The 22,924-nt window shown below is 60.0% G+C and carries 21 protein-coding genes; 15 read left to right on the forward strand and 6 right to left on the reverse strand.

What is annotated here, in order from left to right:
* Positions 1 to 14: 14 nt before the first annotated feature.
* From pyrB to pyrE, 7 genes are all read left to right on the forward strand, one after another.
* Positions 15 to 977 carry an aspartate carbamoyltransferase gene (gene pyrB / locus BBAG_RS03640; protein ID WP_193352299.1) on the forward strand — a complete coding sequence of 321 codons (963 nt, stop codon included), beginning with the start codon at positions 15 to 17 and terminating at the stop codon, positions 975 to 977.
* A complete protein-coding gene (locus BBAG_RS03645) occupies positions 977 to 1,396 on the forward strand; it encodes an aspartate carbamoyltransferase regulatory subunit (protein WP_003826220.1) in 420 nt (139 codons plus the stop codon). Before pyrB ends, BBAG_RS03645 begins: the two co-directional genes overlap by 1 nt.
* 3 nt (positions 1,397 to 1,399) lie before the next feature.
* Positions 1,400 to 2,824 (forward strand): dihydroorotase, encoded by a 1,425-nt coding sequence (locus BBAG_RS03650; protein ID WP_003826223.1) that lies wholly within the window; start codon positions 1,400 to 1,402, stop codon positions 2,822 to 2,824.
* Between the two features lie 24 nt (positions 2,825 to 2,848).
* Complete coding sequence (gene pyrF, locus BBAG_RS03655; protein WP_003826225.1) at positions 2,849 to 3,796, forward strand: orotidine-5'-phosphate decarboxylase; 948 nt, start codon at positions 2,849 to 2,851, stop codon at positions 3,794 to 3,796.
* Between the two features lie 16 nt (positions 3,797 to 3,812).
* Positions 3,813 to 4,637 (forward strand): dihydroorotate dehydrogenase electron transfer subunit, encoded by an 825-nt coding sequence (locus BBAG_RS03660; protein WP_003826228.1) that lies wholly within the window; start codon positions 3,813 to 3,815, stop codon positions 4,635 to 4,637.
* Positions 4,638 to 4,639: 2 nt separating this feature from the next.
* The gene (locus BBAG_RS03665) at positions 4,640 to 5,593 is read left to right on the forward strand and encodes a dihydroorotate dehydrogenase (protein ID WP_033508176.1); all 954 of its coding nucleotides are present in this window, start codon (positions 4,640 to 4,642) and stop codon (positions 5,591 to 5,593) included.
* Positions 5,594 to 5,699: 106 nt separating this feature from the next.
* The gene (gene pyrE / locus BBAG_RS03670; protein WP_033508174.1) at positions 5,700 to 6,395 is read left to right on the forward strand and encodes an orotate phosphoribosyltransferase; all 696 of its coding nucleotides are present in this window, start codon (positions 5,700 to 5,702) and stop codon (positions 6,393 to 6,395) included.
* 105 nt (positions 6,396 to 6,500) lie between these two features.
* On the opposite strand, the gene BBAG_RS03675 is transcribed toward pyrE, so the two are convergent.
* Positions 6,501 to 7,424: a LysR family transcriptional regulator gene (locus BBAG_RS03675; RefSeq protein WP_003826233.1), complete on the reverse strand. Its 924-nt coding sequence runs from the start codon at positions 7,422 to 7,424 to the stop codon at positions 6,501 to 6,503.
* Between the two features lie 79 nt (positions 7,425 to 7,503).
* Positions 7,504 to 8,139, reverse strand: coding sequence for an HAD family hydrolase (locus tag BBAG_RS03680; protein WP_003826235.1), 636 nt, complete (start codon positions 8,137 to 8,139; stop codon positions 7,504 to 7,506).
* Between the two features lie 169 nt (positions 8,140 to 8,308).
* On the opposite strand from BBAG_RS03680, the gene BBAG_RS03685 reads away from it, so the two are divergent.
* The gene (locus tag BBAG_RS03685) at positions 8,309 to 9,544 is read left to right on the forward strand and encodes an MFS transporter (RefSeq protein ID WP_003826236.1); all 1,236 of its coding nucleotides are present in this window, start codon (positions 8,309 to 8,311) and stop codon (positions 9,542 to 9,544) included.
* Positions 9,545 to 9,594: 50 nt separating this feature from the next.
* Here BBAG_RS03685 and BBAG_RS03690 read toward each other — a convergent pair whose 3' ends face one another.
* From BBAG_RS03690 to BBAG_RS03705, 4 genes are all read right to left on the reverse strand, one after another.
* Positions 9,595 to 10,626: a nuclease-related domain-containing protein gene (locus tag BBAG_RS03690; RefSeq protein ID WP_003826239.1), complete on the reverse strand. Its 1,032-nt coding sequence runs from the start codon at positions 10,624 to 10,626 to the stop codon at positions 9,595 to 9,597.
* Between the two features lie 118 nt (positions 10,627 to 10,744).
* Positions 10,745 to 11,722 (reverse strand): AEC family transporter, encoded by a 978-nt coding sequence (locus tag BBAG_RS03695; RefSeq protein ID WP_003826241.1) that lies wholly within the window; start codon positions 11,720 to 11,722, stop codon positions 10,745 to 10,747.
* A 167-nt stretch (positions 11,723 to 11,889) separates the two neighbouring features.
* A complete protein-coding gene (locus tag BBAG_RS03700; protein ID WP_003826243.1) occupies positions 11,890 to 13,680 on the reverse strand; it encodes a bifunctional ADP-dependent NAD(P)H-hydrate dehydratase/NAD(P)H-hydrate epimerase in 1,791 nt (596 codons plus the stop codon).
* 323 nt (positions 13,681 to 14,003) lie between these two features.
* Positions 14,004 to 15,125 (reverse strand): 5-methyltetrahydropteroyltriglutamate--homocysteine S-methyltransferase, encoded by a 1,122-nt coding sequence (locus BBAG_RS03705; RefSeq protein ID WP_003826245.1) that lies wholly within the window; start codon positions 15,123 to 15,125, stop codon positions 14,004 to 14,006.
* Positions 15,126 to 15,304: 179 nt separating this feature from the next.
* Here BBAG_RS03705 and BBAG_RS03710 point away from each other — a divergent pair, with 179 nt between their 5' ends.
* From BBAG_RS03710 to BBAG_RS03740, 7 genes are all read left to right on the forward strand, one after another.
* A complete protein-coding gene (locus BBAG_RS03710) occupies positions 15,305 to 15,739 on the forward strand; it encodes a GtrA family protein (protein ID WP_003826249.1) in 435 nt (144 codons plus the stop codon).
* A gap of 67 nt (positions 15,740 to 15,806) precedes the next feature.
* Complete coding sequence (locus BBAG_RS03715) at positions 15,807 to 16,517, forward strand: GDSL-type esterase/lipase family protein (RefSeq protein ID WP_003826251.1); 711 nt, start codon at positions 15,807 to 15,809, stop codon at positions 16,515 to 16,517.
* Between the two features lie 86 nt (positions 16,518 to 16,603).
* Positions 16,604 to 17,074: a MerR family transcriptional regulator gene (locus BBAG_RS03720; protein WP_081443758.1), complete on the forward strand. Its 471-nt coding sequence runs from the start codon at positions 16,604 to 16,606 to the stop codon at positions 17,072 to 17,074.
* Between the two features lie 66 nt (positions 17,075 to 17,140).
* Entirely contained in the window at positions 17,141 to 18,190 is a 1,050-nt protein-coding gene (locus BBAG_RS03725; protein WP_081443759.1) for a zinc-dependent alcohol dehydrogenase family protein, read from the forward strand.
* 250 nt (positions 18,191 to 18,440) lie between these two features.
* Positions 18,441 to 19,190: a carboxymuconolactone decarboxylase family protein gene (locus BBAG_RS03730; protein ID WP_003826256.1), complete on the forward strand. Its 750-nt coding sequence runs from the start codon at positions 18,441 to 18,443 to the stop codon at positions 19,188 to 19,190.
* Between the two features lie 124 nt (positions 19,191 to 19,314).
* Positions 19,315 to 20,916 (forward strand): ABC-F family ATP-binding cassette domain-containing protein, encoded by a 1,602-nt coding sequence (locus BBAG_RS03735; protein WP_003826257.1) that lies wholly within the window; start codon positions 19,315 to 19,317, stop codon positions 20,914 to 20,916.
* A gap of 146 nt (positions 20,917 to 21,062) precedes the next feature.
* Positions 21,063 to 22,916, forward strand: a complete 1,854-nt coding sequence (locus BBAG_RS03740; RefSeq protein ID WP_003826259.1) for an AMP-dependent synthetase/ligase — start codon at positions 21,063 to 21,065, stop codon at positions 22,914 to 22,916.
* The last annotated feature ends 8 nt before the right edge of the window (positions 22,917 to 22,924 follow it).

Genomic DNA, 22,924 nt, shown 5'->3' on the forward strand with positions numbered 1-22,924 from the left:
CAGTCGAAACGCCGATGGTCGGTAAAAGCGTTATTACTCTTGACGATCTTTCCATTAACCAGATTCGAGAGTTGCTTCATAAAGCGCAATACATTGATTCTCATCGTAAGGAAGTGGCGCACACCTGCGAAGGCAGGGTGCTCGCCACTTTGTTTTATGAGCCGAGCACGCGCACTCGTCTGAGCTTCGAAACCGCCATGCTCCGTCTGGGCGGCAAGGTCATCGGCTTCGCTGGGGCGCAGCTTGCCTCCGTGACCAAGGGTGAAACCATCGCCGACACCCTGAAAACAGTCTCCAACTATGTGGATGTCGTCGCCATCCGCCATCCGAAGGAGGGAGCCGCGCTCGTGGCTTCCCGCGCCGCCTCCGTGCCGGTCATCAACGCCGGCGACGGCGGCCATATGCACCCGACGCAGACGCTGGCCGATCTGGCCACCCTGCAGTCCCGTTTCGGCCGTGTGACCAATCTGACCGTCGGTCTGTGCGGCGATCTGACCTTCGGGCGCACCGTGCACTCCCTGATCGAGACGCTATGCCGCTTCGGCAACGTGAACTTCGTGCTGATCAGCCCCGACGAGCTCAAGACCCCGCGCTACGTGCTCGACCGTATCGACGCGACGCCGTCCTGTTCCTACACCGAGGTCAAGGACCTTGTTTCCGTCATCGGCGATCTTGATGTGCTGTACATGACCCGTGTGCAGAAGGAACGTTTCTTCAACGAGGATGATTATCTGCGCCTGCGCGACACCTACATTCTCGACGAGGCCAAGATGACGAAGGCCAAGCCCGATATGGCCGTGCTGCACCCGCTGCCGCGCGTCAACGAGATCGCCGTCGAAGTCGACGACGACCCGCGAGCAGCCTATTTCGAGCAGGTCAAGAACGGCATGCTCATGCGCATGGCGTTGGAAAGCTCGGTGGTCGGCGACGAACTGCCGGGATACGAACCGTTGGAAACCAAGGAGGTACAGGCCTGATGGAAGTCACCAGCATCCAGAACGGCATCATCATCGATCACGTGCCGGCCGGCACCGCGCTCAAGGTGCTCGAATACCTGAAGATCGACCCGTCCAAAACCAAGCTTGCGCTGATCATGAACACCGACAGCCACCTGTACGGCACCAAGGACATCATCAAGATCGAGGACGAAACCGAATCCATCGACCTTGACGTGCTTGGCCTTGTGGCCCGTACCGCCACCGTCGGCATTGTGCGGGGCGGCAAGATCGTCGAGAAGAAGCATCCGACGCTGCCCGAGCATGTGGTGAACATCATCAAGTGCGTGAACCCGCGCTGCGTGACCACCACTGAGCCCGCCGTGCAGATGTTCCACCTGGTGCATTCCGACCGTCAGGAATACCGTTGCGACTACTGTGATGAGGAAGCGAAGTTCTGATCCATGGCCATCACCCTTCACGACATCACCGTCTGGGACACGGGCGAACACATCGACCTTGTTATGGACGCTTCTCCCGAAGCCCTGACCGAAAAGCCGCTTGCCGCGGACGTCGATGCCTCCGGGCTGACCCTTGCGCCGGGATTCGCCGACCCGCATGTGCATTTCCGTGATCCGGGCCAGACCTATAAGGAATCCATGGTCTCCGGATGCGCCGCGGCGGCCTCCGGCGGGTACACGAACGTGTTGATCATGCCCAACACCGTTCCGGCCATGGACGGCGAGACGTTGGACGATCCCGAAGCACCCGGTGCCGGTGAGGTAATGGGGGCCGGTTATACCGGCGTGATCGATTACCTGCAGCATTACGAAGCCGTGCATGGCGTCAAGCTGCCGGTCAATTATGATCTGTGCGTATGCGCTTCCAAGGGGCGTGCCGGCCACGAGGCCACCGAGGTGGACAAGTGGCGCCGCTACATGCCCGGCGAAGACATTGCGGGCAAGGATGCATGCCAGCTCGCCCACCCCGTCACCGCCATCAGCGATGACGGTTCGGCAGTCACTCCGGATATTCTCGACCAGGTGCTGGCCAATACCAAGGAATCAGGCTTGTATCTGATCGAGCATTGCGAGCATCACGATACCGGTGCCGTCAACGAAGGGCCCGTGTCCCGTGAGCTTGGCGTGCCCGGCATCCCGGAAGACACCGAGCTCAATATCGTTGCACGCGACATCGAAAAGGTGCGCGAAACCGGCGTCCACGTGCACTTCCAGCATGTGAGCACCGCGATCTCCTTCGAGGCGATTCGCGCGGCCAAGGCCGAAGGACTGCCCATCACCTGCGAGACGGCACCGCATTACATTGCCCTGAGCGATGAGGCGCTGCTCAAATACGGCACGCTCGCCAAGATGAACCCTCCACTGCGCAGCGAAGCGGATCGCAAGGCCACCATCGAAGCCATCGCCGATGGCACCGTCGATCTGCTGGCCACCGATCATGCGCCGCACACCCTCGACGAGAAGCGGCTTGGCTTCCTTGAGGCACCTAACGGCATCATCGGATTGGAATGCGCGTACGGCGTATGCCACAAGGTGCTGGTCGACGGTGGTTTCATCTCCGACAAGCGTCTGATCGAACTGATGAGCACCGAACCAATGAAGCTGATGGGGCATGCCCCTACCGACATCACCGCATTGCTCGATGCGCAGCAGGACGGTACCGGCGAAGGCAATCGGGTGCTCGATCTGCGTACGATCGGCGATGCCGAGGAAATCGGCCTGGTGGTGCTTGATACTGCGAAATCGTGGACGGTCGATCCGGAACGATTCCACTCCACTGCCCGCAACACGCCATTCGGCGGATGGAGGGTCTCCGGTCTCCCGCTTGCAACCATCATCGGCAAATCCTTGGCATTCAGCCGTTTGTAAGCCGACCCAGCGAAAGGAAAGAACATGGATCGCCTTATTGAAGCGATTGACACGACGCAGAACCCCAGCGTCGTCGGCCTTGACCCGACCGAAGCGCTAGTGCCGGCCCAAGTGGTGGCATCCTTCGCCGACGAGGTTCGCGAATCCGTCGAGAACGAGGATGAACTGCCGGCCGCTCAGCTGGCCGTCGCCTACTTCGAATTTAACCGCACCATCATCGATGCGGTCGCCGGCATCGTTCCCGCGGTCAAACCACAGATCGCCATGTATGAGGCGCTTGGGCCTGCCGGCGTGGACGTGTACGCCATGACCTGCGAGTATGCGCGCGAACGAGGACTGTATGTGCTGGCCGACGTCAAGCGCGGCGACATTGGATCCACTGCCGCGGCCTATGCCCGCATGCTCACCGGCGTGGGGGAGCACGACCCATGGAATATCGACGCCGTCACCGTCAACCCATACCTGGGCACCGACGGCATCACGCCATTCGTCGACGCTGCCGCGCAGACCGACAAGGATCTGTTCGTACTGGTGCGCACCTCCAACCCATCCTCCAGCGAATTGCAGATGCTCGATCTTGCCAACGGCAAGAAGGTCTACGAGCATGTGGCGGACCTGGTCGAGAGCTGGGGCGCCGAAACAATCGGGAAGTATGGTTACTCCCGTGTCGGTGCCGTGGTTGGCGCCACCCATCCGGAGGAGGGCAAGGCGCTGCGTAAACGCATGCCGCACACCTTCTTCCTTGTGCCGGGCTATGGTGCGCAAGGCGGTACGGCCGCCGATGTGCGCGGCATGTTCGACGCGGACGGTTCTGGTGCGATCGTCAATTCCTCTCGCGGCATTATCGGCGCGTGGAGGAAGAGCGGCAAATACAGCGAGACGATGAGCGCCTCCGAGGCGCTTGAACTGGTCGGTGAGACCGCGCAGGCCGCGGCGATCGACATGCGCGATAATCTGAGAGCAGTACTGTAAGCGAAGAGGAGAGAACATGACGTTCACCCGCACATATGAAGTGGTGGATGAGGCCGTCGCCGCAGGGTATTTCCCGCCACGTCATCCCGTTACCATCACCGCCATCGAAGAGCTCGCCACGGGTGTTGTTCGTATGGCGTTCAAGGATCCATACATTGCCGAGCATGCGCGACCGGCGCAGTTCGTCAACCTGTTCACCGACGACGAAATGATGCTTATGCCGCGTCCGTTCGGCGTAAGTGAGGTAGTCGGCGATGAGGTGAGCGTCATCTTCGCCGTGGTCGGCAAGGGCACCGCGAACCTGGCAGCCAAGCATGTGGGCGACAACGTCGACGTGCTGGGGCCGTTGGGCATGCGACCATTCCAGATCAAGAACAAGGCGCATTACGTACTGGTCGCCGGCGGCCTGGGTGTTCCTCCGCTGATCTGCGCGGCGCAGAAGCTGCATGATGCCGGCGAATCCAAGGCCACCGCGGTGTTCGGATACCGAGACGAGAAGTTCGCGGACGAGATCGTGGCACCATACGTGGATTCGCTGCTGAGCATCGACAATGAGCATGGCAATGTCGTGACGCTGCTCGATCAGCTCGAAGCCGACAACAATCTGCACGCCGAAGGCATGGATACCGTGTTGCTGACCTGCGGGCCGCTGCCGATGATGAAGGCCGTGGCCGCATGGGCCGCCAAGCGTGGCCTCGCCTGCCAGTTGAGCATGGAGCAGCGTATGGGCTGCGGCTACGGCACCTGCGTGCTGTGCACCATCGACACCGTGGATGGCAGACTCAAGGTCTGCTCCGATGGCCCGGTTTTCTCTCGTGAACAGTTGGGATGGGGTGAGTGATCATGACCGCAAACGATACTAATCACATCAATCTGTATGAGGACCATGAATGGAAGCACCCCACCAAGGTGGCCGGTGTTCCGTGGAAGAATCCGGTGGGCACTGCTTCCGGCACCTTCCAGTATGCCGCCGTGCGCTGGTTCTATGATGTCAGCCAGCTCGGCGCGGTATGTACCAAGGGTGTTTCCCCGGTGCCGTGGGAGGGCAATCCCAGCCCGCGTACCACTGAAGGCCCTGCCAGCAATCTCAACGCGGTCGGTCTGCAGAATCCGGGTGTCGACCATTACCTGGTCGATGATCTGCCCAAGCTTAAGAAGATCGGTGCGACCGTCATCGCCAATGTGGCCGGCCATTGCGACGAGGATTACTGCGAGGTCGTGGCCAAGCTCGCCGACTGCGACGCGGACATGCTGGAGATCAACGTCAGCTGCCCGAATGTGACGCATGGCGGCATGAGCGTGGGCACCGATCCGGTCGCTCTGTCCAAGCTGATGGACAAACTGCGCCCGATGACTGACAAGCCGATGATCGTCAAGCTCACCCCGAATGTCACCAACATCACCGATCCTGCCCGTGCCGCCGTCGAACATGGTGCCGACGCGTTGAGCATGATCAACACGTTGCTGGGCATGAGGCTGAACATCAAGACCGGCGAGCCGATCATCGCCAATCGTACCGGCGGCGTGTCCGGCCCGGCTGTGCTGCCTGTGGGCATCGCTGCCGTTTATCGCGTGCGCACCGCGCTGCCTGAGGTGCCGATCATCGGCATCGGCGGCATCGACACCGGCGAGAAGGCGTTGGAATACCTGTACGCCGGTGCCAACGCCGTCGAGGTCGGCGCCGCCGCCCTGTTCGATCCGGTCGCTCCGCTGCGTGTGGCGCGCGAGCTTGACGATCTGCTTGACGATCGTCCGGAGCTTGCTGCCAAGCTCGCCGCCGGGCAGACCTGGCGCTAAGAGTCCGATGGGCATCTGGCGGCAGACGGATACATATGGCATGCCGACTCCCGCCGGATGCCGAGGCATATTTGAGTTTTCGATACAGAAACGGGAAAGGAAAGCAATGGCTGAATCCCTCGATATTCGTTTTACACAGTTCCTGTTGGAATCCAAGGCGTTGAAGTTCGGCGAGTTCACGCTCAAGTCCGGCCGTAAGTCTCCGTACTTCATCAATGCCGGTGCATTCAACGACGGCAGGAAGATCGCCACGCTCGGCGCGTTCTACGCTGAGAAGATCGCCACCGAGATCGAGGCAGGCAACCTGCCGAACGACATCGACACCGTGTTCGGCCCGGCCTACAAGGGCATTCCGTTGGGCGTCTCCACCGCCATTGCGCTCACTGCGAGCCATGGCATGGAGATCGGCTACACCTTCGATCGCAAGGAGAAGAAGGATCATGGCGACGGCGGCATGATGGTCGGCACGCAGCTGACCGATGGTATGAAGGTGCTGCTCGTCGACGATGTGATGACCGCGGGCACCGCGGTGCGTGAGGTCATCCCGAAGCTTAAGGCCGAGGCTGATGTTGAGGTCGTGGGTCTGGTGCTGAGTGTGGATCGCATGGAGAAGACCAAGGATTCGGATACTTCTGCGGTCAAGGCCGTCGAAGCCGAGTTCGGCTTCCCGGTGTTCGCCATTGCGAATGTGAAGGAGATCTTCGAAGCCGGCCAGCATATCGAAACCGCCGACGGCGCTCCGTATGTCACGCCGCAGATCGCCGCTGCCGCCGAGGCGTATCTCGCCCAGTATGGTGCCTGATCGAATGGCATAAAACACGCGGGTAAAGACAGTGGGGCGTCGCATCGGATCCGATGCGACGCCCCACTCAATTGAAGCTTGGCGTGCGGATTACCCGCGTGGCTGTCAGTCGATCAGCTTGTAGCCGTGATCGGCGACGACAGACTTGAGCTTTTCAAGGTAGTTCTCCGCTGCGGTGGAAAGTTTTGCCCGTTCGTTGGTGATCCAGCCGACCAGCATGGTTTCGTCGGAATCAAGCGGCACGGTGACGATCTTCTCGTTGTTGAGGTCGCCGTTGTCGATGCCGGTGCACACCGTATAGCCGTTCAGACCGATGATGAAGTTCAGAATCGTGGCACGGTCGGTCACGTTGATCTGCTTGGGAGAGTAGTCCGGCCATACGGCTTCCTCGGCGAAGTAGAAGCTGCCGTCCTCGCCCTGCTCGTATTGGATGAAGGGGAACGGTTTCAGATCCTTCATGGTGATGAGCTTCTTCGTGGCGAGTGGATTGTTGCGCGAGATGAACACGTGCAGTGGCGCGCGGAACAACGGGTGGAATTCCAGGTGCTTCTCGCGTAGCAGTTTGCCGATCACGTCCTTGTTGAAGTCCGACAGGTAGATGATACCCAGGTCGGAACGCATATTGGCGACGGAATCGATGATGTCGTGCGTGCGGGTCTCACGGATGGTGAACTCGTATTCGTCCGATTTGATGGAGTTGATCATCTCCACGAACGCTTCGACGGCGAACATATAGTGCTGTGTCGAAACGGTGCACAGCTGCTTGCGCGGCTTGGCGTTCTTGTATCGCTCTTCGAGCAGGGACGCCTGATCGAGAACCTGGCGTGCGTAGGTGAGGAATTCCGCACCGTCCACGGTCAGCGCAATGCCTTGGGAGGAGCGGGTGAAGATCTCGATGCCGAGCTCCTTTTCCAGTTCCTTGACGGAGGAGCTCAGCGCGGGCTGGGATACGTACAGCTCGTGGGAGGCCTCGTTCATCGAACCGCATTCGACGATTTTGACGATGTACTTCAACTGCAGAAGGGTCATAAGTTTAATTTATGACGGAGTTCTGACAACGAAGGCATGCTGATAACGAGTCGTTTCGCTATGCGGAATTGTTCCGCTCCTAGAGTCGCACGCCCACGGAGGCCAAATCCCTGCGAGCCTGTTCGGCAGTACTGAAGCGGAACGCGCGGATACCCACCTGCTGGGCTCCGGTCACATTCTTCGCGGTGTCGTCGAAGAATACGCATGCATCCGGCTTCAACCCGAAACGATGCAGCGCCAGCTCATAGAAATCGGCGTTCGGCTTGAACTTCTTCTCCACGCCGGACACCACAGTGCCGTTCAGCAGCCGTTCGAGCTGTGGGAATTTCTCGAAGGCGAAGTGGAACGTCTCGCACGACCAGTTCGTCAGACCCCACACGCCATAGCCGGCCTTGCGCAGATCGCCGAGCAGCTCCTCCATGCCGGGGATCATGCGGGGCAGCGCGTCATTGTATCGTGCGATGTAATCGGCGAAGACATCGGCGAGCTCTTTGCCCTGCTCGCGTTCCACATCGGGCAGCACCTGCGCCAACAGTTCGCCATGATCCATACGGTCCTCGTAATCGAAGAAACCACACGGATCGTCATCCGCACAGATCCGGTCGACCAGCTCGGGCGGGTAATGACCTGCCAAAGCCGCGCGGCACTGCCAATCCAGTACGACGCCGCAGAAATCAAAGATCACATCGGTAACGAGGCAGGAAGCGCAAGCCATGCGAACACCCTTCTGAACAATGGAACATCGGCACCGCCAGTGTACCGTACCCCTGAGTGTGGCGGAACGCTCCGTCTCGCATATGGCAGATTCGCACGGGCGTGTATAACGATACCGTTGCCGTCGCAATGCGCCGGAACGTAGAGGTTGGAACTTGCAAAGGCAGGGGATGGGCATGATGGGAACGAAACGGTTGCACCTCGCTTCGGATCGTAAGGCGACGGGACTGTGGGCGTCGCTGATCTTTCTTGTTTCGCTGAATCTGCGCCCCTCCATCGCGGCGGTCGGCCCTGTGATCGAACGCATTGGCTCCGATCTTGGCTGGGCGGGCGGATTGCAGGGGCTGCTGGCTGCGATTCCGCTTGTGGCGTTCGCCGCGGTGAGCCCGTTGGTTCCGTCGCTGACCTCGCGTATTGGCGTCGACTGCACGATCCTGCTTGCGCTCATCGCCATCGCATTGGGGGACGTGATCCGTTCGTTCACCGGCGGGGTCGGAATATGGGTCGGCACGGTGGTGTTCGCTTCGGCCATAGCGGTCGGCAATGTACTGGTGCCCGTCATCGCCAAACGCGACTATGCGGATCATGTCGCCACGGCGACGGGCATCTACTCCGCATGCATCACCTGCGGGTCGGCGGCGGCCGGGCTTACGGCATCCGCAATGGCGCAGGCGTGGGGTGGATGGCGTTACGCGCTTGCATTCTGGGCGGTTCCTCCGCTGATCGTCGCGGTATTGTGGACCGCCAGGATAGTGCATTCGTGGCGTGATGCGGCCTTTGATGCATGCAATGCGCTTCGTCAGATGCCTATGACGGCATCTGACGGGTCGGGCTGCTCCATGCCCGCATTGCTGCATCGCCCGATGACTTGGTGGGTCACCTTGTTCATGGGCACTCAATCTTCGGCGTTCTACACCATGTCGAACTGGATGCCGAGCGTTTCCGAGCATGCGGGGTTCGGTGCCACGGCGGCGGGCGTGCATCTGTTCGTCTTCCAGTTCACCGGCATTTTCTCCGGTCTGCTGATCCCCAGACTCATGCGGATCCACGGCAGTCAGATCTGCGCGGCTGTGGCTTCGAGCCTGCCCATGGTCGTTGCGGGCGTCGGCATGCTGGCGTTGCCCGCCGGCATGCCATTATGGGCATTCATCGGTGGCATTGGGCAGGGTGCGTCGCTGGTGGTGGCGCTGGCTCTGATCGCCATGCGCGGGCGCACTGCCGCCGAAACGGTTCGACTATCCGGTTTCGCACAGTCGATCGGCTACCTTATCGCCTCGCTTGGTCCGCTGCTGTTCGGCGCGTTGTATCAGTTGACCGGCGCATACGTTGTCTCGATAACCGTCATGACGGCGATCGCCGTGGTGCAATGCGTCGTCGCCGTACTGGCCGGTCACGACGATGCGTGAACGTGGGCAGGCCATGGCATGCGGCGGGTCATGCAAACGCGCGGTAGGGCTTAGATTTCGGGAGCGCCATGCGTCTCCACCATGCTCAGCGAGGCGATTGTGGCGCTTTTCGCCTGCACGATGAATTTGTTCATGCTCGGTTTGCGGTAGGCGTTGAAAACGTCTTCCAGCTGGTCTTCCGTAATGATGCGGGTCGGATATGGCATGCCTCGGGTGCTTGACAGCAGTTTTTTGCGTCCGCTGATACCTTCGAGGTCGACATCGGTGCCGCAGAACACGATGATCGATATGAACTGTTCAGCCAGTATGCCGGTAATATGCCCAAGCGCCTGCACGTGCCTGATGTTCTCCATGATCGGATTGAACAGTTCCCTGTCCGGGCGTGACGGGTCGCGTCCGTCTCCCCAACAGGCTCTCCAACGCGGCTCCTGCACGTCGCCTTCGATGCGTTGTTCCACGGTTTCCTTCTCATCGATGACGAACACGCCGTAGGGCGAGACGACAACATGGTCCAACGTCGTAGTAGTGGCGTGGGCGGTCGAAGTGCCGGCGGTGTCGGCGATCACCACGTCGTCGACGACATGGTATTCGCTTGGCAGATTGCGTAGCATGGCGGCGACGCTCGAGCCACTGCCCAAGGTGATGGCCGTGACGTGCTTTGCATTCGTCGGCGGCAGGGAAGAGGGCTGGCTGGGGGCGGAGAGCGTTGCATCCAAGACGCCCGCGGTTGGCACCGCCTCTTGGTCGAGGCGCACGAAACCCGGCGGCAGGGGAGCAGGAGTACGTAGTGATTCGGGTGGTAGCGGTGCGGCATCGGCGTCGAGCGTGGGGGTCACGCCCTGTGTATATCCGTTCAGCAGGTTTACGGCGGTATACGGGTCGCGTGCCAGTTCGTCATCGTCATCCTTCTGCCCATTCCTGTCAAGCCGGGACGCCAGCAGTCTGATGAACGAGCCATCGTCCCGCAGCCCACGCCGTACCCGTTTGATCATCCCGATGATCGCCGCCACGATCACGTACGTGAGCAGCAGTTCCGGCGAATAGGCAAGCAGTGTGTAGACGATATTCGGCAAGAAATCCATATGGCGCTCTTCCTCTGATGATGTCGGCACTGACTACGTTTGCATTATTGATTACGTTTGCACAACCGTGTTCAGTATACAGGGGTTCGGCGGGCGGACGGCGACTGCATTGAAGGATTCAGAACGTCAGATACGACACAGCAGGCAGCGTGAACAGGCTCGCCACGGTGGTGGCCAGCACCAGCCCCACCGCGTATTCGGGCATATTGTGCTCACGCTCCGAGAACATGACGATGGCACTCATGGTCGGCAGTCCCGCGATGATCGTCATCATATTCGCCATGCTCGGGGCAACCGCGCCCAAGCCGATCGTCGGCGGCACATAGGTGAGCAGCGCATGGAATGCGATGGGGAACAGCAGCATCTTCGCCACGATGCCGACATACAGTTCGTACCGCTTCAATACACCGACCCAATCACGCAGTATGAACAGGCCGCCAAGATAGATCATGGACAATGGCGTGGAGATGGCGCCCAGCGAATGCAAAGGGGCTATTACGGTCTGCGGCACCGGCACGCCGGCGAGCACGATCGCGATCGCCAGGATCACCGCGACCAGCGCGGGACTCAGCATGCCAAGGAGCTTCGCCCCCAATGATGTCGCCGGATGCTCGTCGGCAAAGGTCTGCCGATTCGAACGCGGCTTGGTGATCCATACGCCGTAGGTCCAGAGAAAGAGCTGATCGGTCAGCGACATCAGCGCGAAATACAATGCGCCATGTTTCGGGAACAATGCCAGAACTAGCGGCAAGCCGATGAATCCTGCGTTGCCGAAGATGAAAGCGCCTTGGAACATGCGGCCGCGTTCGCCGGGCAGACGCAGCAGTTTTGCCAGCAGCCACATCGAAGCGATCAGTAGCGCGTACAGCAGAATCGTGATGCCGATGATCGCCGCGGAGGCGAACAGGTCGGCGCGTGTGGTGCCGGAGATGGCATTGGAGAACACCAGCATCGGAATGCCGACATTGAGGATCAGCCGGCATATGCCTTGCAACGATTCCTCGTTCAGTAATTTCGTCCTGACGCACACCGCGCCCACGGCCAGCATGACGCCCATGCCGATAAGCTGGTCCAATACCACGGAAAACTGTTGCATGCTCCCTCCATTGCTCTTCGGTGCAACAACTTAAGGGGGAGTCTGGAGAATGCTTCAATGCCTACCGGGTGGTCCTGGAAGGGCGGCAACGGCAGGGAGGATATTCGGTGCGTGCCGGCACCACCGACGGAACGGCGTCGGCACGCACCCATTCGGCATGTAGGCGGTCAGCGAATCAGTTCGTCGAAGGCCTGGGGGATTGAAGCGATGACATCCGTGGCGATGATTGGGTGGCCAAGCGAGGAGAAACGCTGCTGTTTGCCGCGTCCGGCCAGTTCGGGCCGGTTCCATCCACGTTGTTCCGATTCGGAGGCGGTGGCCGCGGCCAGGCCGTGCAGGTACGCTGCGGACGCGGCCACTTCGGGCAGATGCGCGGGTTCGTCTGCAAGCAGATCGCCCTGCTGGGCCAGTAGGGCGCCCAGCATGCCGGCAAGTACGTCTCCGGCTCCGGCTGTACTCAGCCAGGCTGGGGCCCGGCCGGACAATATCACACGGCTCCGCTTCTCTTCGTCGGTGCCCACCACTATGGTGATGGCGCCCTTCAGCAGCACGGTCGCACCGGTCAGTTCGTGGGCCATCGTCGCATAGCGCAACGGTTCGGCTTGGATATCCTGCGGGGTCAGGGGACTATCGGCGTCATCGTGATGGAGACGGTTCAGCAATGCGGCCAGTTCGCCGGCATGAGGGGTGATGACCACTTGCGCCGGCACATGTGCGGGAAGCAGACTCAGGGCGCCCGCATCCACCATGATCGGCGGCATGGCATACGCTTCGGCATTCCGTTGCCTGCCCTCGGTCGAATCGTCGTTGGTCAGCGCGTAATGCTCCAGCAGCACGGCAATGGTCTTACGTTGAATATCCTCGCCGGCACCGTCATCGCTGCTGGACGGAACACCCGAACCGATAACCCACGACTGGACGTGCCCCTTGCCCAGCACAGCCTCGGGCACGGCCGTCAGAACCATGTCCTGCGCACGTTGCGGACCCATATAGCGAATCATGCCGGCATTGGAGCGGGCCGCCGACTTCGCCGTCAGCACAGCCGCACCGGGGTATCGTGCGGAACCCGTCACCAGACCGACCACACCACGCGAATACTTGCCATCCTCCAGATGCGGCAGGCGGATCGACTCGGCCGCGAAATCGCTATCCGTCATCTCGAACGCCGGCATGGGATCGGTGATATCGAACCCGAAATCGACCAGAACAAGCCTGCCACAGGCGTAGGCTGCCGGCGGAACCATGGCGCACGGCTTCATCGCGCCGAACGTCACCGTCACATCGGCTGGAATATACGCTCCGGGAAGCGTCCCGTCGTTCACACCCACCCCGGACGGCGCATCGACGGCTACGACCAGCGGCAGATCGCCGGTCGGCTCGCCATGGGGAAGCGCCGGGCGGTCAGGCGGCGTCGAAATCCTGCCAAGGGATGAGGCAAGAGTACCGGGGATGCCACGCAAAGCGCCGCTGACACCAATGCCGGTCATCGCGTCAAGAACCACATGCGAACCTTTCGCGTATTCCACGGCCGCCTGGAGCCGTTCCCCGGCCTCCCCAGCGGAAAAACCAGTGGCACAACCGGGAATATCGGCGTTCGGATCGAGAACAAGCACACGACCGCCGGCATGCACGAACGCCGCGAACGCGGCATCATGCAGGGAACGGCCGACCGCGACGGCGGTGACCTGAGCACCCTCCTGCGCGAGCAATGCACCCGCATACAAGCCGTCACCGCCATTATCGCCGGCACCGGCCAACACGACGATACGGGAATCCTCCACGGCAAGATCCTCATCGTCCAGCAGCCGCATCGTCGTATCGGCAACGGCCGAGGCCGCCATACGCATCAGCGGCACGCCATCATCAAGCAACGGACGCTCCATGCCGCGCACGGTGTCGGAATCATAGGCGCTATATAACAGGACCTGCAGGCGGTCAGCATCATTGGCGATGTCCATGGAACCCCTTCCTGGTAAGACGGATATCAGAAACCACTGTAGTACGCGAATACGCGCGGGGCGGGGAGACGGCAATCCGTTTGGCGCATTGCGGTGCCATCCCCACAGGCGGCATGGCGGCAGGCGGCACGGCATGCCGGAGGCTCCTTCGGCTACATGCAGCACAACAACAAAGAAAGCCCGTGTGGCAACGTCGAAACCCAACGTTGCCACACGGGCCGTTCCAAGCGCTCGCCGCCTGCAAGCGGAGCCGCATCTCAGCTGTATCTCATCGATGGCGGGAAACCGTCACATGCATGGAAAACGCAGACGGCAAACCGGAATCACTCGCCCCAAACATCCTTCGCAATGGACTGCACGAGAGCGATCTTGGCCCACTGCTGCTCCTCGGTGAGCTTATTGCCCTCCTCGGTGGAAGCGAAGCCACACTGCGTGGACAGGCACAGACGCTCCAGCGGCACATACTTGGAAGCCTCCTCAATACGCGCCTTGATGGTCTGCGGATCCTCAAGCTCGGGCTTCTTGGAGGTAATCAGACCAAGCACGACCTTCTTATCGCCAGACACCTCGGCCAACGGAGCGAAATCGCCGGAACGATCATCATCGAACTCCAGATAGTAGGCATTCACGTTCTCCTCGCCGAACAGCTTGGCGGCAACCGGCGCATAACCGCCGGAAGACAGCCAGGTGGAATGGAAGTTGCCACGGCAGATATGCGTGTTGATGGCCAGATCGGCAGGCTGATCGGCAATCACCGCGTTAATCACATCGAGATTCTCCTGCTGCAGGCGCAGCGCATCCTCATCGCTCCAACCAAGGCGCTCGCGTACGCTCTTGTCGCACAGACGCGTCCACGTGCAGTCGTCGAACTGCACATTGCGGCAGCCCGCCGCATACAGGTCGGCGATGACCTGGCGGTAAGCGGCAACGATATCAGCGGTCAGCTCGTCATCATCCTTGTAGAACTCGTCATACGGGTAGGCGCTCGCATTGCCGGTGAGCACGAATCGGGTCTGTGCGGGGGACGGCATGGTCTGACGCGCCACGGTGTCCTCATCCTCGAACTGCTTGACGAACTTGAAATGCTCGACGAACGGATGGTTCTCACCGGAGATCCTGCCGGTCACAATGGCGGTATCGGCCGGAGTGACCTCGTCGTGGAACGCAACACGATGCGCGGCGGCAGCATGATCCACACCGTTGAAGCCCCACATGAAATCGAAATGCCACCAGCCGCGACGGAACTCGCCATCGGTAATGACATGCAGACCCGCGGCCTTCTGCTTGGCCACAAGCTCGGTGATAAGCCTGTCCTCGACAGCCTTCAACGCCGCGGCATCGATGGCGCCGGCGGCAAAATCGGCACGCGCCTGCTTCAACTCGGCCGGACGCAGATAGGAACCGACCACATCGGCGCGGAACGGCGCATTATGCGAATATGTCATTGTTTTTCTCCTTCGACATGTTCAAGGTGGCCCGACGGCCACACGACAAAACCAACAGCAGACTACCCGATGCCCACGAAACCACGGCATGCGCATCGGCGATACCCGAACACGCCCAATACCCGCGAACACGCCTATACTAAGCAAACGACCGTGGCAAACCACACGAGGTGCATGCGATGAACAACACACACGACAAGGCGAACAGACGGCAGGAACATGCCGACGACGGCATCACACAGAACCCGCGACGCAGAACGCTGCTGCCATACCTGATGGTCTCCGCCACGCAGACCCTCGTCGAATTCGGATCGTTCACCCTCCTGCACCTGCTGACAGTGCCATCCACCATCGCCAACGCCGTCGCCATCGTGCTGTCAGCGTCCTACAACTTCCTCATGAACCGCAACGTGACCTTCAAATCATCCAGCAACTTCACACGAAGCGTCATACTGTTCATCACACTATGGGCATGGAACTACCTCTTCGGCTCAACCATGCTCACCTGGCTGCCCCAGAATCTCGGCTGGAACGCAATCCTCGTGAAATTCCTGACCATGGGATGCCAATTCGCATGGGGCTACCCGCTATGCAAGCACGTCATCTTCCGCTAGCATCCCAAACCCGAACAGCACAACAGCGCAACATGGCGCATCCGGCAACAACAGAAAAGGAACACGCATGAACATCCTTGCACTGGCCGAAGCATGGTGGGCACAGCACAGCATCCACCTCGACCCCGAACCCGAAGGAGAACGACACGGTTCAATAGGCGTCGCAACCAATCAAACGACGCCATTACGGTTCGTAACAGTCGGTGACTCCATGATCGCCGGATGCGGCGTCGACAACCAAGCCCAAGGATTCACCCCAGACATGGCAGCCGAATTCTCAAACATACTGAACAAACCCATCGACTGGGAAGCGCACGGCAAACTCGGCGCAACCATGCGACGGGTACGCTACCGTCTCCTACCCGAAGTACACGGAACAGCGGACCTGCTCATCCTATGCGCCGGATCCAACGACCTTATGGCCAGACGAAGCCTTGCGGAATGGAAGACCGATCTCGCCGCCACACTGGACGAAGCACAAGCCATCAGTGACAACATCATCGTATTCAGCGCAGCGCAACTCTACCGCAGCCCATCACTGGGAGCCTCACTACGCAAAGTCATCGAAACCATGACCGACGACCAAACCAAAGCCAGCAAAACCATATGCAGCCAAAAAGGCGCGCTATTCCTCGACATGACCCACGAAGGCATCCACGCTGACCAAGCACGCTTCTACGCACACGACCGATTCCACCCAAGCGACTACGGCTACCGGTACATGGCCAAACAAGTCGGCACACTCATCGGCCCATGGCTCAAGGAACGCCTAGGCTGACCTCCCACCGAACCGCTCAGAACACCCCCACCACGCAACACTCCGACACTGGACTTCGAGCACTCGAAGTCCATAGAGTGCGAACCATGGGTAACACAACACACGCCTGGCACACAATACGGCAAGCCTCAATGATCTCAGGACTGCCCGAAACGACACTACGCTACTACGAGCAGATCGGCATCATCACACCAATCGCCCGCGACCCCAGCTCCGGTCACCGCATGTACTCGGACGACGACCTGCAATCACTCACCACCATCTCCTGCCTCTCCGCAACCGGCATGCCACTAGACGCCATGCGAGAATACCTCGCCAACGCCACAGACGGGCAGGAAGGCGCTCGCAGGCAGATGGAATTGCTGGACGAACAGGCATTGCGTTTGGCGGCCAAGGCGGAGAGCATCCGTATGCAGCAGGCGTATGTGTCGTTCAAGACCCTGTACTGGAGGGCGGTCGCGGAAGGCCACCAGGATGAGGCGGAACGTTTGCTGGAGGAGAACCGAGACATTGTCGAGGTGGTCAAACGCCAACAGCATGGTTCCCATGTGGCGTGATACCTTGCATGCGCAGTGTTACCTGATCGGATAGTTGTTGGAGTCTTTCCTATGAAGGAGTGGAACATGAAATCAGCAATCTATAAGGGCATTAAGACCATGGCCTGTGAGGAACACGCCAAGCCGACGCTCATCGAATCCGATGACGCGATTATCCGCGTGGTGCGTGCCTGCGTGTGCGGTTCGGACCTATGGTTTTTCCGCGATGGCTGTGAAGCCGATACGCAGACCGGTCATGAGGCCATCGGCGTGGTTGAATCCGTCGGCGGTGATGTCACCATCGCCAAACCCGGCGATTTCGTCATCGTGCCGTTCCCATACTCGTGTGGCGAATGCCCGGTATGCAAGGCCGGATTCGAATCATCCTGCCCACATGGCGGTTATTTCGGTGGCGAGGGATTGGGCTGTCAGGCGCAGTATCTGCGTGTGCCCCACGCCAATGGCACGCTTGTTGTGGTGCCTGGCGAAGCGAAGTCCTTCACCGATGAACAGCTTGCCGACTTGCTGGCCTTGTCTGATGTGATGCCGACTGGGTACCATGCGGCCGCCTCCGCCGAAGTCAAGCCGGGGGACACCGTCGTGGTGTTCGGTGACGGCGCGGTGGGGTTGTGCGGCGTGCTGTCCGCAAAGATCCGTGGAGCCAGGCGCATCATCGCCATGAGCCGTCATGCCGACCGTCAGGCGCTGGCCCGTGAATTCGGCGCGACCGACATTGTCGAAGAGCGTGGCGACGAAGCTGTGGCACGCGTTATGGAGATGACCGATGGCTATGGTGCCGATGCGGTGCTTGAATGCGTGGGCTCCGCACTGTCCAATGACACAGCCATGAAGGTCGCCCGCTGTGGTGCCGTTGTCGGGCGCGTCGGCCTACCGCATGGCGTCGAAGCCGATATTCCGGGACTGTTCTACCGCAATGTCGGTTTGCGTGGCGGTCCGGCTCCGGTGCGTCATTATGACACCGCGGTCGATCACCTGCTCGACCTGGTGCTCAATGGAGAGATTCACCCGGGTCGTGTGTTCACCGCGGAATTCACGCTGGATGACATCCAGGCCGCATACGATGCGATGGATCAGCGCAAGACCATCAAGTCGCTGCTGCGCGTAAGCGAAGTCTGATTGCCGTTCCGGCTTGCCGACGTTGCGGTGCGTCTCCTTCCGGTTGGGGGAGACGCACTTGCCATTGAGGGAGCAGAAGAGAGCAAGGCGGGTTTCCATGTGACGTGTGCATGGAAAGGTATCGACCGGGCTTATTTGAAGAGCGAACCAGCCGGGCATAAGGTATAGGGGAGCGTAGGCGGTCGAACATCTGACGATTGCCGGGCGAATTAGTGGATGAGCAGCCAAACGCGAGGAAAGGTTGGCATATATGTTCGGCAAGAGGAACGGATTGTTCTCCGACGGCAAGATCACACTCGAACAGGGCGATTCCGAATTCATCGAATTATTCTCTCGTTTCGCCTACGACGAGGTGGTGAACGAGCCTGGCGCGCAGCATCCCGATCTTGACGATGCCACCCGTTCCATGGCGATTCTCGCCACGCTGATCGGCTGCCAGGGCGTCGACGCCTACGAGATGATGCTGCCCGTCGCCCTGGAGACGGGCGTCACCCCGGTGCAGGTGAAGGAAGTGGTCTATCAGGCCGTCGCATATCTGGGATTCGGACGTGTGCTTCCGTTCCTGAAAACGACCAACGAGGTGTTCATCGACAAGGACATCAATCTGCCGTTGGAAGGCCAATCCACCACCACGCCCGAGACCCGTGCCGCTGCCGGCGAACAGGCGCAGATCGACATCTTCGGCGAGAACATGCGCGGTTTCGCGCAATCGGGGCCGGAAGAGACCTGTCATATCAACAAGTGGCTGGCCGACAACTGTTTCGGCGACTACTACACGCGCAACGGTCTGACCATCCGCGAACGCGAGATGATCACCCTGTGCTTCCTGGCAGCTCAAGGCGGCTGCGAGCCGCAGCTCGTGGCGCATGCGAAGGCGAATCTGGCCGTGGGCAACGAGAAGCCGTTCCTTATCGCGGTAGTGTCCCAATGCATGCCGTATATCGGTTATCCGCGTACGCTGAACGCCATCCACTGCATCAATGAGGCAGCGCAGTCCTGATCCGCAGTCGTTTCCCCGTCCTCGGCGGGCGGCCTAGACGCATGCGGAATGTGGAGGGTCGGGTGTTGCTATAGTATTCCCTTGGCTTAAGTAACACACGATATCGGAAAGAGAAGGGCGAAGCATGGCGATTGAGGCAAAGGGTCTGGAGATTCAGATCGGTGCGCGTACGTTGCTTCATCCCACCGACTTCCATGTGTCAAAGGGGGATAAGATCGGTCTGGTCGGCCGCAACGGCGCAGGCAAAACCACATTGACCCGTGTGATTACCGGTGACATGCTCCCTACCGCGGGCAAAGTGCGTGTTTCCGGAAAGCTCGGGTATCTTCCGCAGGACACTCATGCCAGCGACCCGACGCAGACTGCGCTCGACCGCATGATGAGCGCCCGAGATATCGCTTCGATCATCAGCCGCATGCGCAAGGCCGAAAAGGATATGACCGATCCCGACCCGGATGTGATGACCAAGGCCATGAACCGCTACGACAAGGCCATGCAGGATTTCGACAAAGCCGGTGGCTACGCCGCGCAGTCCGAGGCCATCACCATGGCCGCGTCCCTTGGCCTGCCGCAGGATGTTATGGAACAGCAGCTCGGCACGCTGTCCGGTGGTCAGCGACGTCGTATCGAGTTGGCCAGAATCCTGTTCTCCGATGCCGACACTCTGATCCTCGACGAGCCGACCAACCATTTGGATGCCGACTCCATTGAATGGTTGCGCGGATACCTCAAGAAATATGAAGGTGGCTTCCTGGTCATCTCTCATTCCACGGAGCTGCTGGATGAAGTGGTGAACAAGGTGTGGCATTTGGACGCGCAGCTCGGCCAGATCGACATGTATTCCCTCGGTTGGAAGGCCTATCTGCATCAGCGCGTAGTCGATGAGGAGCGTCGTCGCCGCGAACGCGAAGTGGCGGAGAAGAAGGCCGAACGTCTGATGAAGCAGGGCATTCGTCTGCATGCCAAGGCCACCAAGGCCGTGGCCGCTCAGAACATGATGCGTCGTGCCGAAAAGCTGCTCGAAAACACCTCAGAGGCGCAGAAGGCGGAGAAAGTCGCCGATATTCGTTTCCCCGAGCCGGCCCCCTGCGGCAAGACCCCCATCATGGCAAAGGACATCTCCAAGGCGTATGGCTCGAACATCGTGTTCGCCGGCGTGAATCTTGCCATCGACAAGGGGTCTCGTGTGGTGATTCTTGGCTACAACGGCGCCGGTAAAACCACTACGTTGCGTCTGCTGGCCCATATCGAAAAGCCCGATACCGGTTCCGTCGAGTATGGGCATGGGTGCAAGATCGGCTATTTCGCTCAGGAGCACGACACTCTCGATCTTGATGCGACTGTTCTGCAGAACCTGGTTCACGTCGCTCCGGAACTCGACGACACCCAGGCGCGCAGCATTCTGGGCTCGTTCCTGTTCTCCGGCGACGATGCCATGAAGCCTGCCCGCGTGCTTTCCGGCGGTGAGAAGACGCGTCTGGCCTTGGCCACGTTGGTCACGTCGAGGGCGAATGTACTGCTGCTTGATGAGCCGACCAACAATCTCGATCCAGCGTCCCGTGATGAGATCCTCAAGGCCATCGCCAAATATGAGGGCGCCATCGTGCTGGTCACGCACGATGAGGGTGCGGTGCAGGCGCTCAATCCCGAGCGTGTGCTGCTGATGCCCGATGGCGACGAGGATCTGTGGAACGATTCCTATCTTGATCTGGTCGCCGAGGAGTGAGCCTACGCGACTCGCCGTCGGGCCCGGCTCCGATGGTTATGGTCGGAGCCTGACGGTTGCCGTCCGATGCGGCGAATACCCAGAGCGGGTAGGAGACATGGCATGCGCCAGCTGATTTGTATCCGCCGTGAGGTAGCAATAGGGGTATGGCTGAACATACAGATCAGAAGACGAACTCGACCACTATGGTCGAAAAGTTCACCAATCCGCTGAACACACCGATTGATAACGACATCAATCTGTTCGATTTGCTTGATGGCCGTGCGCAGCGCGACCCTGAGGGCTCGATGGTGGAATACAAGGACGAGGAAGGCCGGTGGCATTCCTTCACCGCCCGCGAGTTCCGTCAGAAAGTCATTGACATCGCCAAAGGTCTGATCGGTTGGGGCATCACAAAAGGCGACGCCGTGTCCATCATCGCCCGCACCTGCTGGGAGTGGACGGCTCTTGATATGGCCATTATGGCCGTTGGCGCGATTACCGTTCCGGTCTATGAGACCAATTCCGCACAACAGATCAGGAACATCTTCAACGATTCGAAGGTGGCGCTTGCCATTGCGCAGGATGATACGCAGCGCGACAAGATCGAAAGCATCAAGGACGAAGCGCCAAGTCTGCGTGAAGTCTTCATGATGGAGGCCGGCGCCGTCGACGCGATTATCGCCTTCGGCACGGATGTCAGCGATAAGGAGTTCTGGGACCGCAAGAATGCCGTGCATGGCGATGCTCTGGCGACCATCGTATACACGTCAGGCTCCACGGGGACGCCCAAGGGTGTGGAACTCAGCCATGGCAATTTTGCGTTCCTGTGCCTGTCCGCAAAGCAGTACATGCCTGGTGTGGTTGATGCGCCCGGTCGTCGTCTACTGCTGTTCCTGCCGTTGAGTCACGTGTTCGCCCGTTATATGTCGCTGCTCAGCTATGCCGGCACGCTGACACTTGGATTGAGTTCGAGCATGAAGACCATTGTCAAGGATTTCGAGGGGTTCGGTCCGACCCTGCTGCTTGCCGTGCCGCGTGTATTCGAGAAGGTCTACAATGCCGCTTCCCAACGTGCCGGTTCGGGTGTTGCGGGCAAGCTGTTCGCCCGTGGCGCGAAGGTCGCTCGCGAATGGTCCCATGTGCAGCAGTCCGGTATGCGCCCGTCGCTGCGCCTGAGTCTGGCTCACGCTGTGTACGAGAAGCTGGTCTATAAGAAGATCCGCACCATTTTCGGTCCGAACGCGCAATGCGCCATTACCGGCGGCGCTCCGATGGATGCCGAACTGTCCCACTTCTTTAACGGCATCGGCATGCGGCTGCTGGAAGGCTACGGCATGACGGAGACCTGCGGGCCCGTATGCGTGAGCCTTCCGGAAGACAACCGGATCGGCACCATCGGCAAGCCGTTGAACGGTGTGACCGTCGGCATTGCCGAGGACGGCGAGCTGTGCATCAGCGGCTCGCTGGTATGTAAGGGTTACCATAATCAGCCTGAAGTCACCGAGCAGCAGATCACCGATGGCTGGCTGCATACAGGCGACTTGGGCAGCATCAGCGAGGATGGTTTCGTGACCATCACCGGGCGCAAGAAGGATCTGATCATCACCGCCGGCGGCAAGAACGTGTCTCCCGGTATTCTTGAAGCGGCCGTCATGACGTCTCCTGTAGTGAGTCAGTGCCTGGTCATCGGCGACAAAAAGCCGTTCGTCGCCGCTCTGGTCACGCTGGATCTTGCGGATGCGAATGCGTGGCTTGCCTCCCAGGGCGCTCAGGGGGAGCCTGATCGTGAGGCGTTGGCGAAGAACCCCATCGTCCATGCCGAAGTCGAGCGTGTGATCAATGCGGCGAACGAGGGAGTATCCCGTGCCGAGTCCATTCGCAAGTTCGAGATTCTGCCCGATGAGTTTACCGAGGCCAACGGCATGCTGACGCCAAGTTTGAAGACTCGGCGTGTGCAGATCATCAATCATTACCGCGAATTGATCGATACCGTCATCTATGTTCCGCGCAAGAAGTAGTGGAAGCG

Source organism: Bifidobacterium angulatum DSM 20098 = JCM 7096, assembly GCF_001025155.1.
Taxonomy (GTDB): Bacteria; Actinomycetota; Actinomycetes; order Actinomycetales; family Bifidobacteriaceae; genus Bifidobacterium; species Bifidobacterium angulatum.

Excerpts from the sequence above, each read along its gene's own strand:
- pyrB (WP_193352299.1), top strand. The coding sequence starts at position 15 with ATGGTCGGTAAAAGCGTTATTACTCTTGACGATCTTTCCATTAACCAG.
- BBAG_RS03645 (WP_003826220.1), top strand. The coding sequence starts at position 977 with ATGGAAGTCACCAGCATCCAGAACGGCATCATCATCGATCACGTGCCG.
- BBAG_RS03650 (WP_003826223.1), top strand. The coding sequence starts at position 1,400 with ATGGCCATCACCCTTCACGACATCACCGTCTGGGACACGGGCGAACAC.
- pyrF (WP_003826225.1), top strand. The coding sequence starts at position 2,849 with ATGGATCGCCTTATTGAAGCGATTGACACGACGCAGAACCCCAGCGTC.
- BBAG_RS03660 (WP_003826228.1), top strand. The coding sequence starts at position 3,813 with ATGACGTTCACCCGCACATATGAAGTGGTGGATGAGGCCGTCGCCGCA.
- BBAG_RS03665 (WP_033508176.1), top strand. The coding sequence starts at position 4,640 with ATGACCGCAAACGATACTAATCACATCAATCTGTATGAGGACCATGAA.
- pyrE (WP_033508174.1), top strand. The coding sequence starts at position 5,700 with ATGGCTGAATCCCTCGATATTCGTTTTACACAGTTCCTGTTGGAATCC.
- BBAG_RS03675 (WP_003826233.1), bottom strand. The coding sequence starts at position 7,424 with ATGACCCTTCTGCAGTTGAAGTACATCGTCAAAATCGTCGAATGCGGT.
- BBAG_RS03680 (WP_003826235.1), bottom strand. The coding sequence starts at position 8,139 with ATGGCTTGCGCTTCCTGCCTCGTTACCGATGTGATCTTTGATTTCTGC.
- BBAG_RS03685 (WP_003826236.1), top strand. The coding sequence starts at position 8,309 with ATGGGCATGATGGGAACGAAACGGTTGCACCTCGCTTCGGATCGTAAG.
- BBAG_RS03690 (WP_003826239.1), bottom strand. The coding sequence starts at position 10,626 with ATGGATTTCTTGCCGAATATCGTCTACACACTGCTTGCCTATTCGCCG.
- BBAG_RS03695 (WP_003826241.1), bottom strand. The coding sequence starts at position 11,722 with ATGCAACAGTTTTCCGTGGTATTGGACCAGCTTATCGGCATGGGCGTC.
- BBAG_RS03700 (WP_003826243.1), bottom strand. The coding sequence starts at position 13,680 with ATGGACATCGCCAATGATGCTGACCGCCTGCAGGTCCTGTTATATAGC.
- BBAG_RS03705 (WP_003826245.1), bottom strand. The coding sequence starts at position 15,125 with ATGACATATTCGCATAATGCGCCGTTCCGCGCCGATGTGGTCGGTTCC.
- BBAG_RS03710 (WP_003826249.1), top strand. The coding sequence starts at position 15,305 with ATGAACAACACACACGACAAGGCGAACAGACGGCAGGAACATGCCGAC.
- BBAG_RS03715 (WP_003826251.1), top strand. The coding sequence starts at position 15,807 with ATGAACATCCTTGCACTGGCCGAAGCATGGTGGGCACAGCACAGCATC.
- BBAG_RS03720 (WP_081443758.1), top strand. The coding sequence starts at position 16,604 with ATGGGTAACACAACACACGCCTGGCACACAATACGGCAAGCCTCAATG.
- BBAG_RS03725 (WP_081443759.1), top strand. The coding sequence starts at position 17,141 with ATGAAATCAGCAATCTATAAGGGCATTAAGACCATGGCCTGTGAGGAA.
- BBAG_RS03730 (WP_003826256.1), top strand. The coding sequence starts at position 18,441 with ATGTTCGGCAAGAGGAACGGATTGTTCTCCGACGGCAAGATCACACTC.
- BBAG_RS03735 (WP_003826257.1), top strand. The coding sequence starts at position 19,315 with ATGGCGATTGAGGCAAAGGGTCTGGAGATTCAGATCGGTGCGCGTACG.
- BBAG_RS03740 (WP_003826259.1), top strand. The coding sequence starts at position 21,063 with ATGGCTGAACATACAGATCAGAAGACGAACTCGACCACTATGGTCGAA.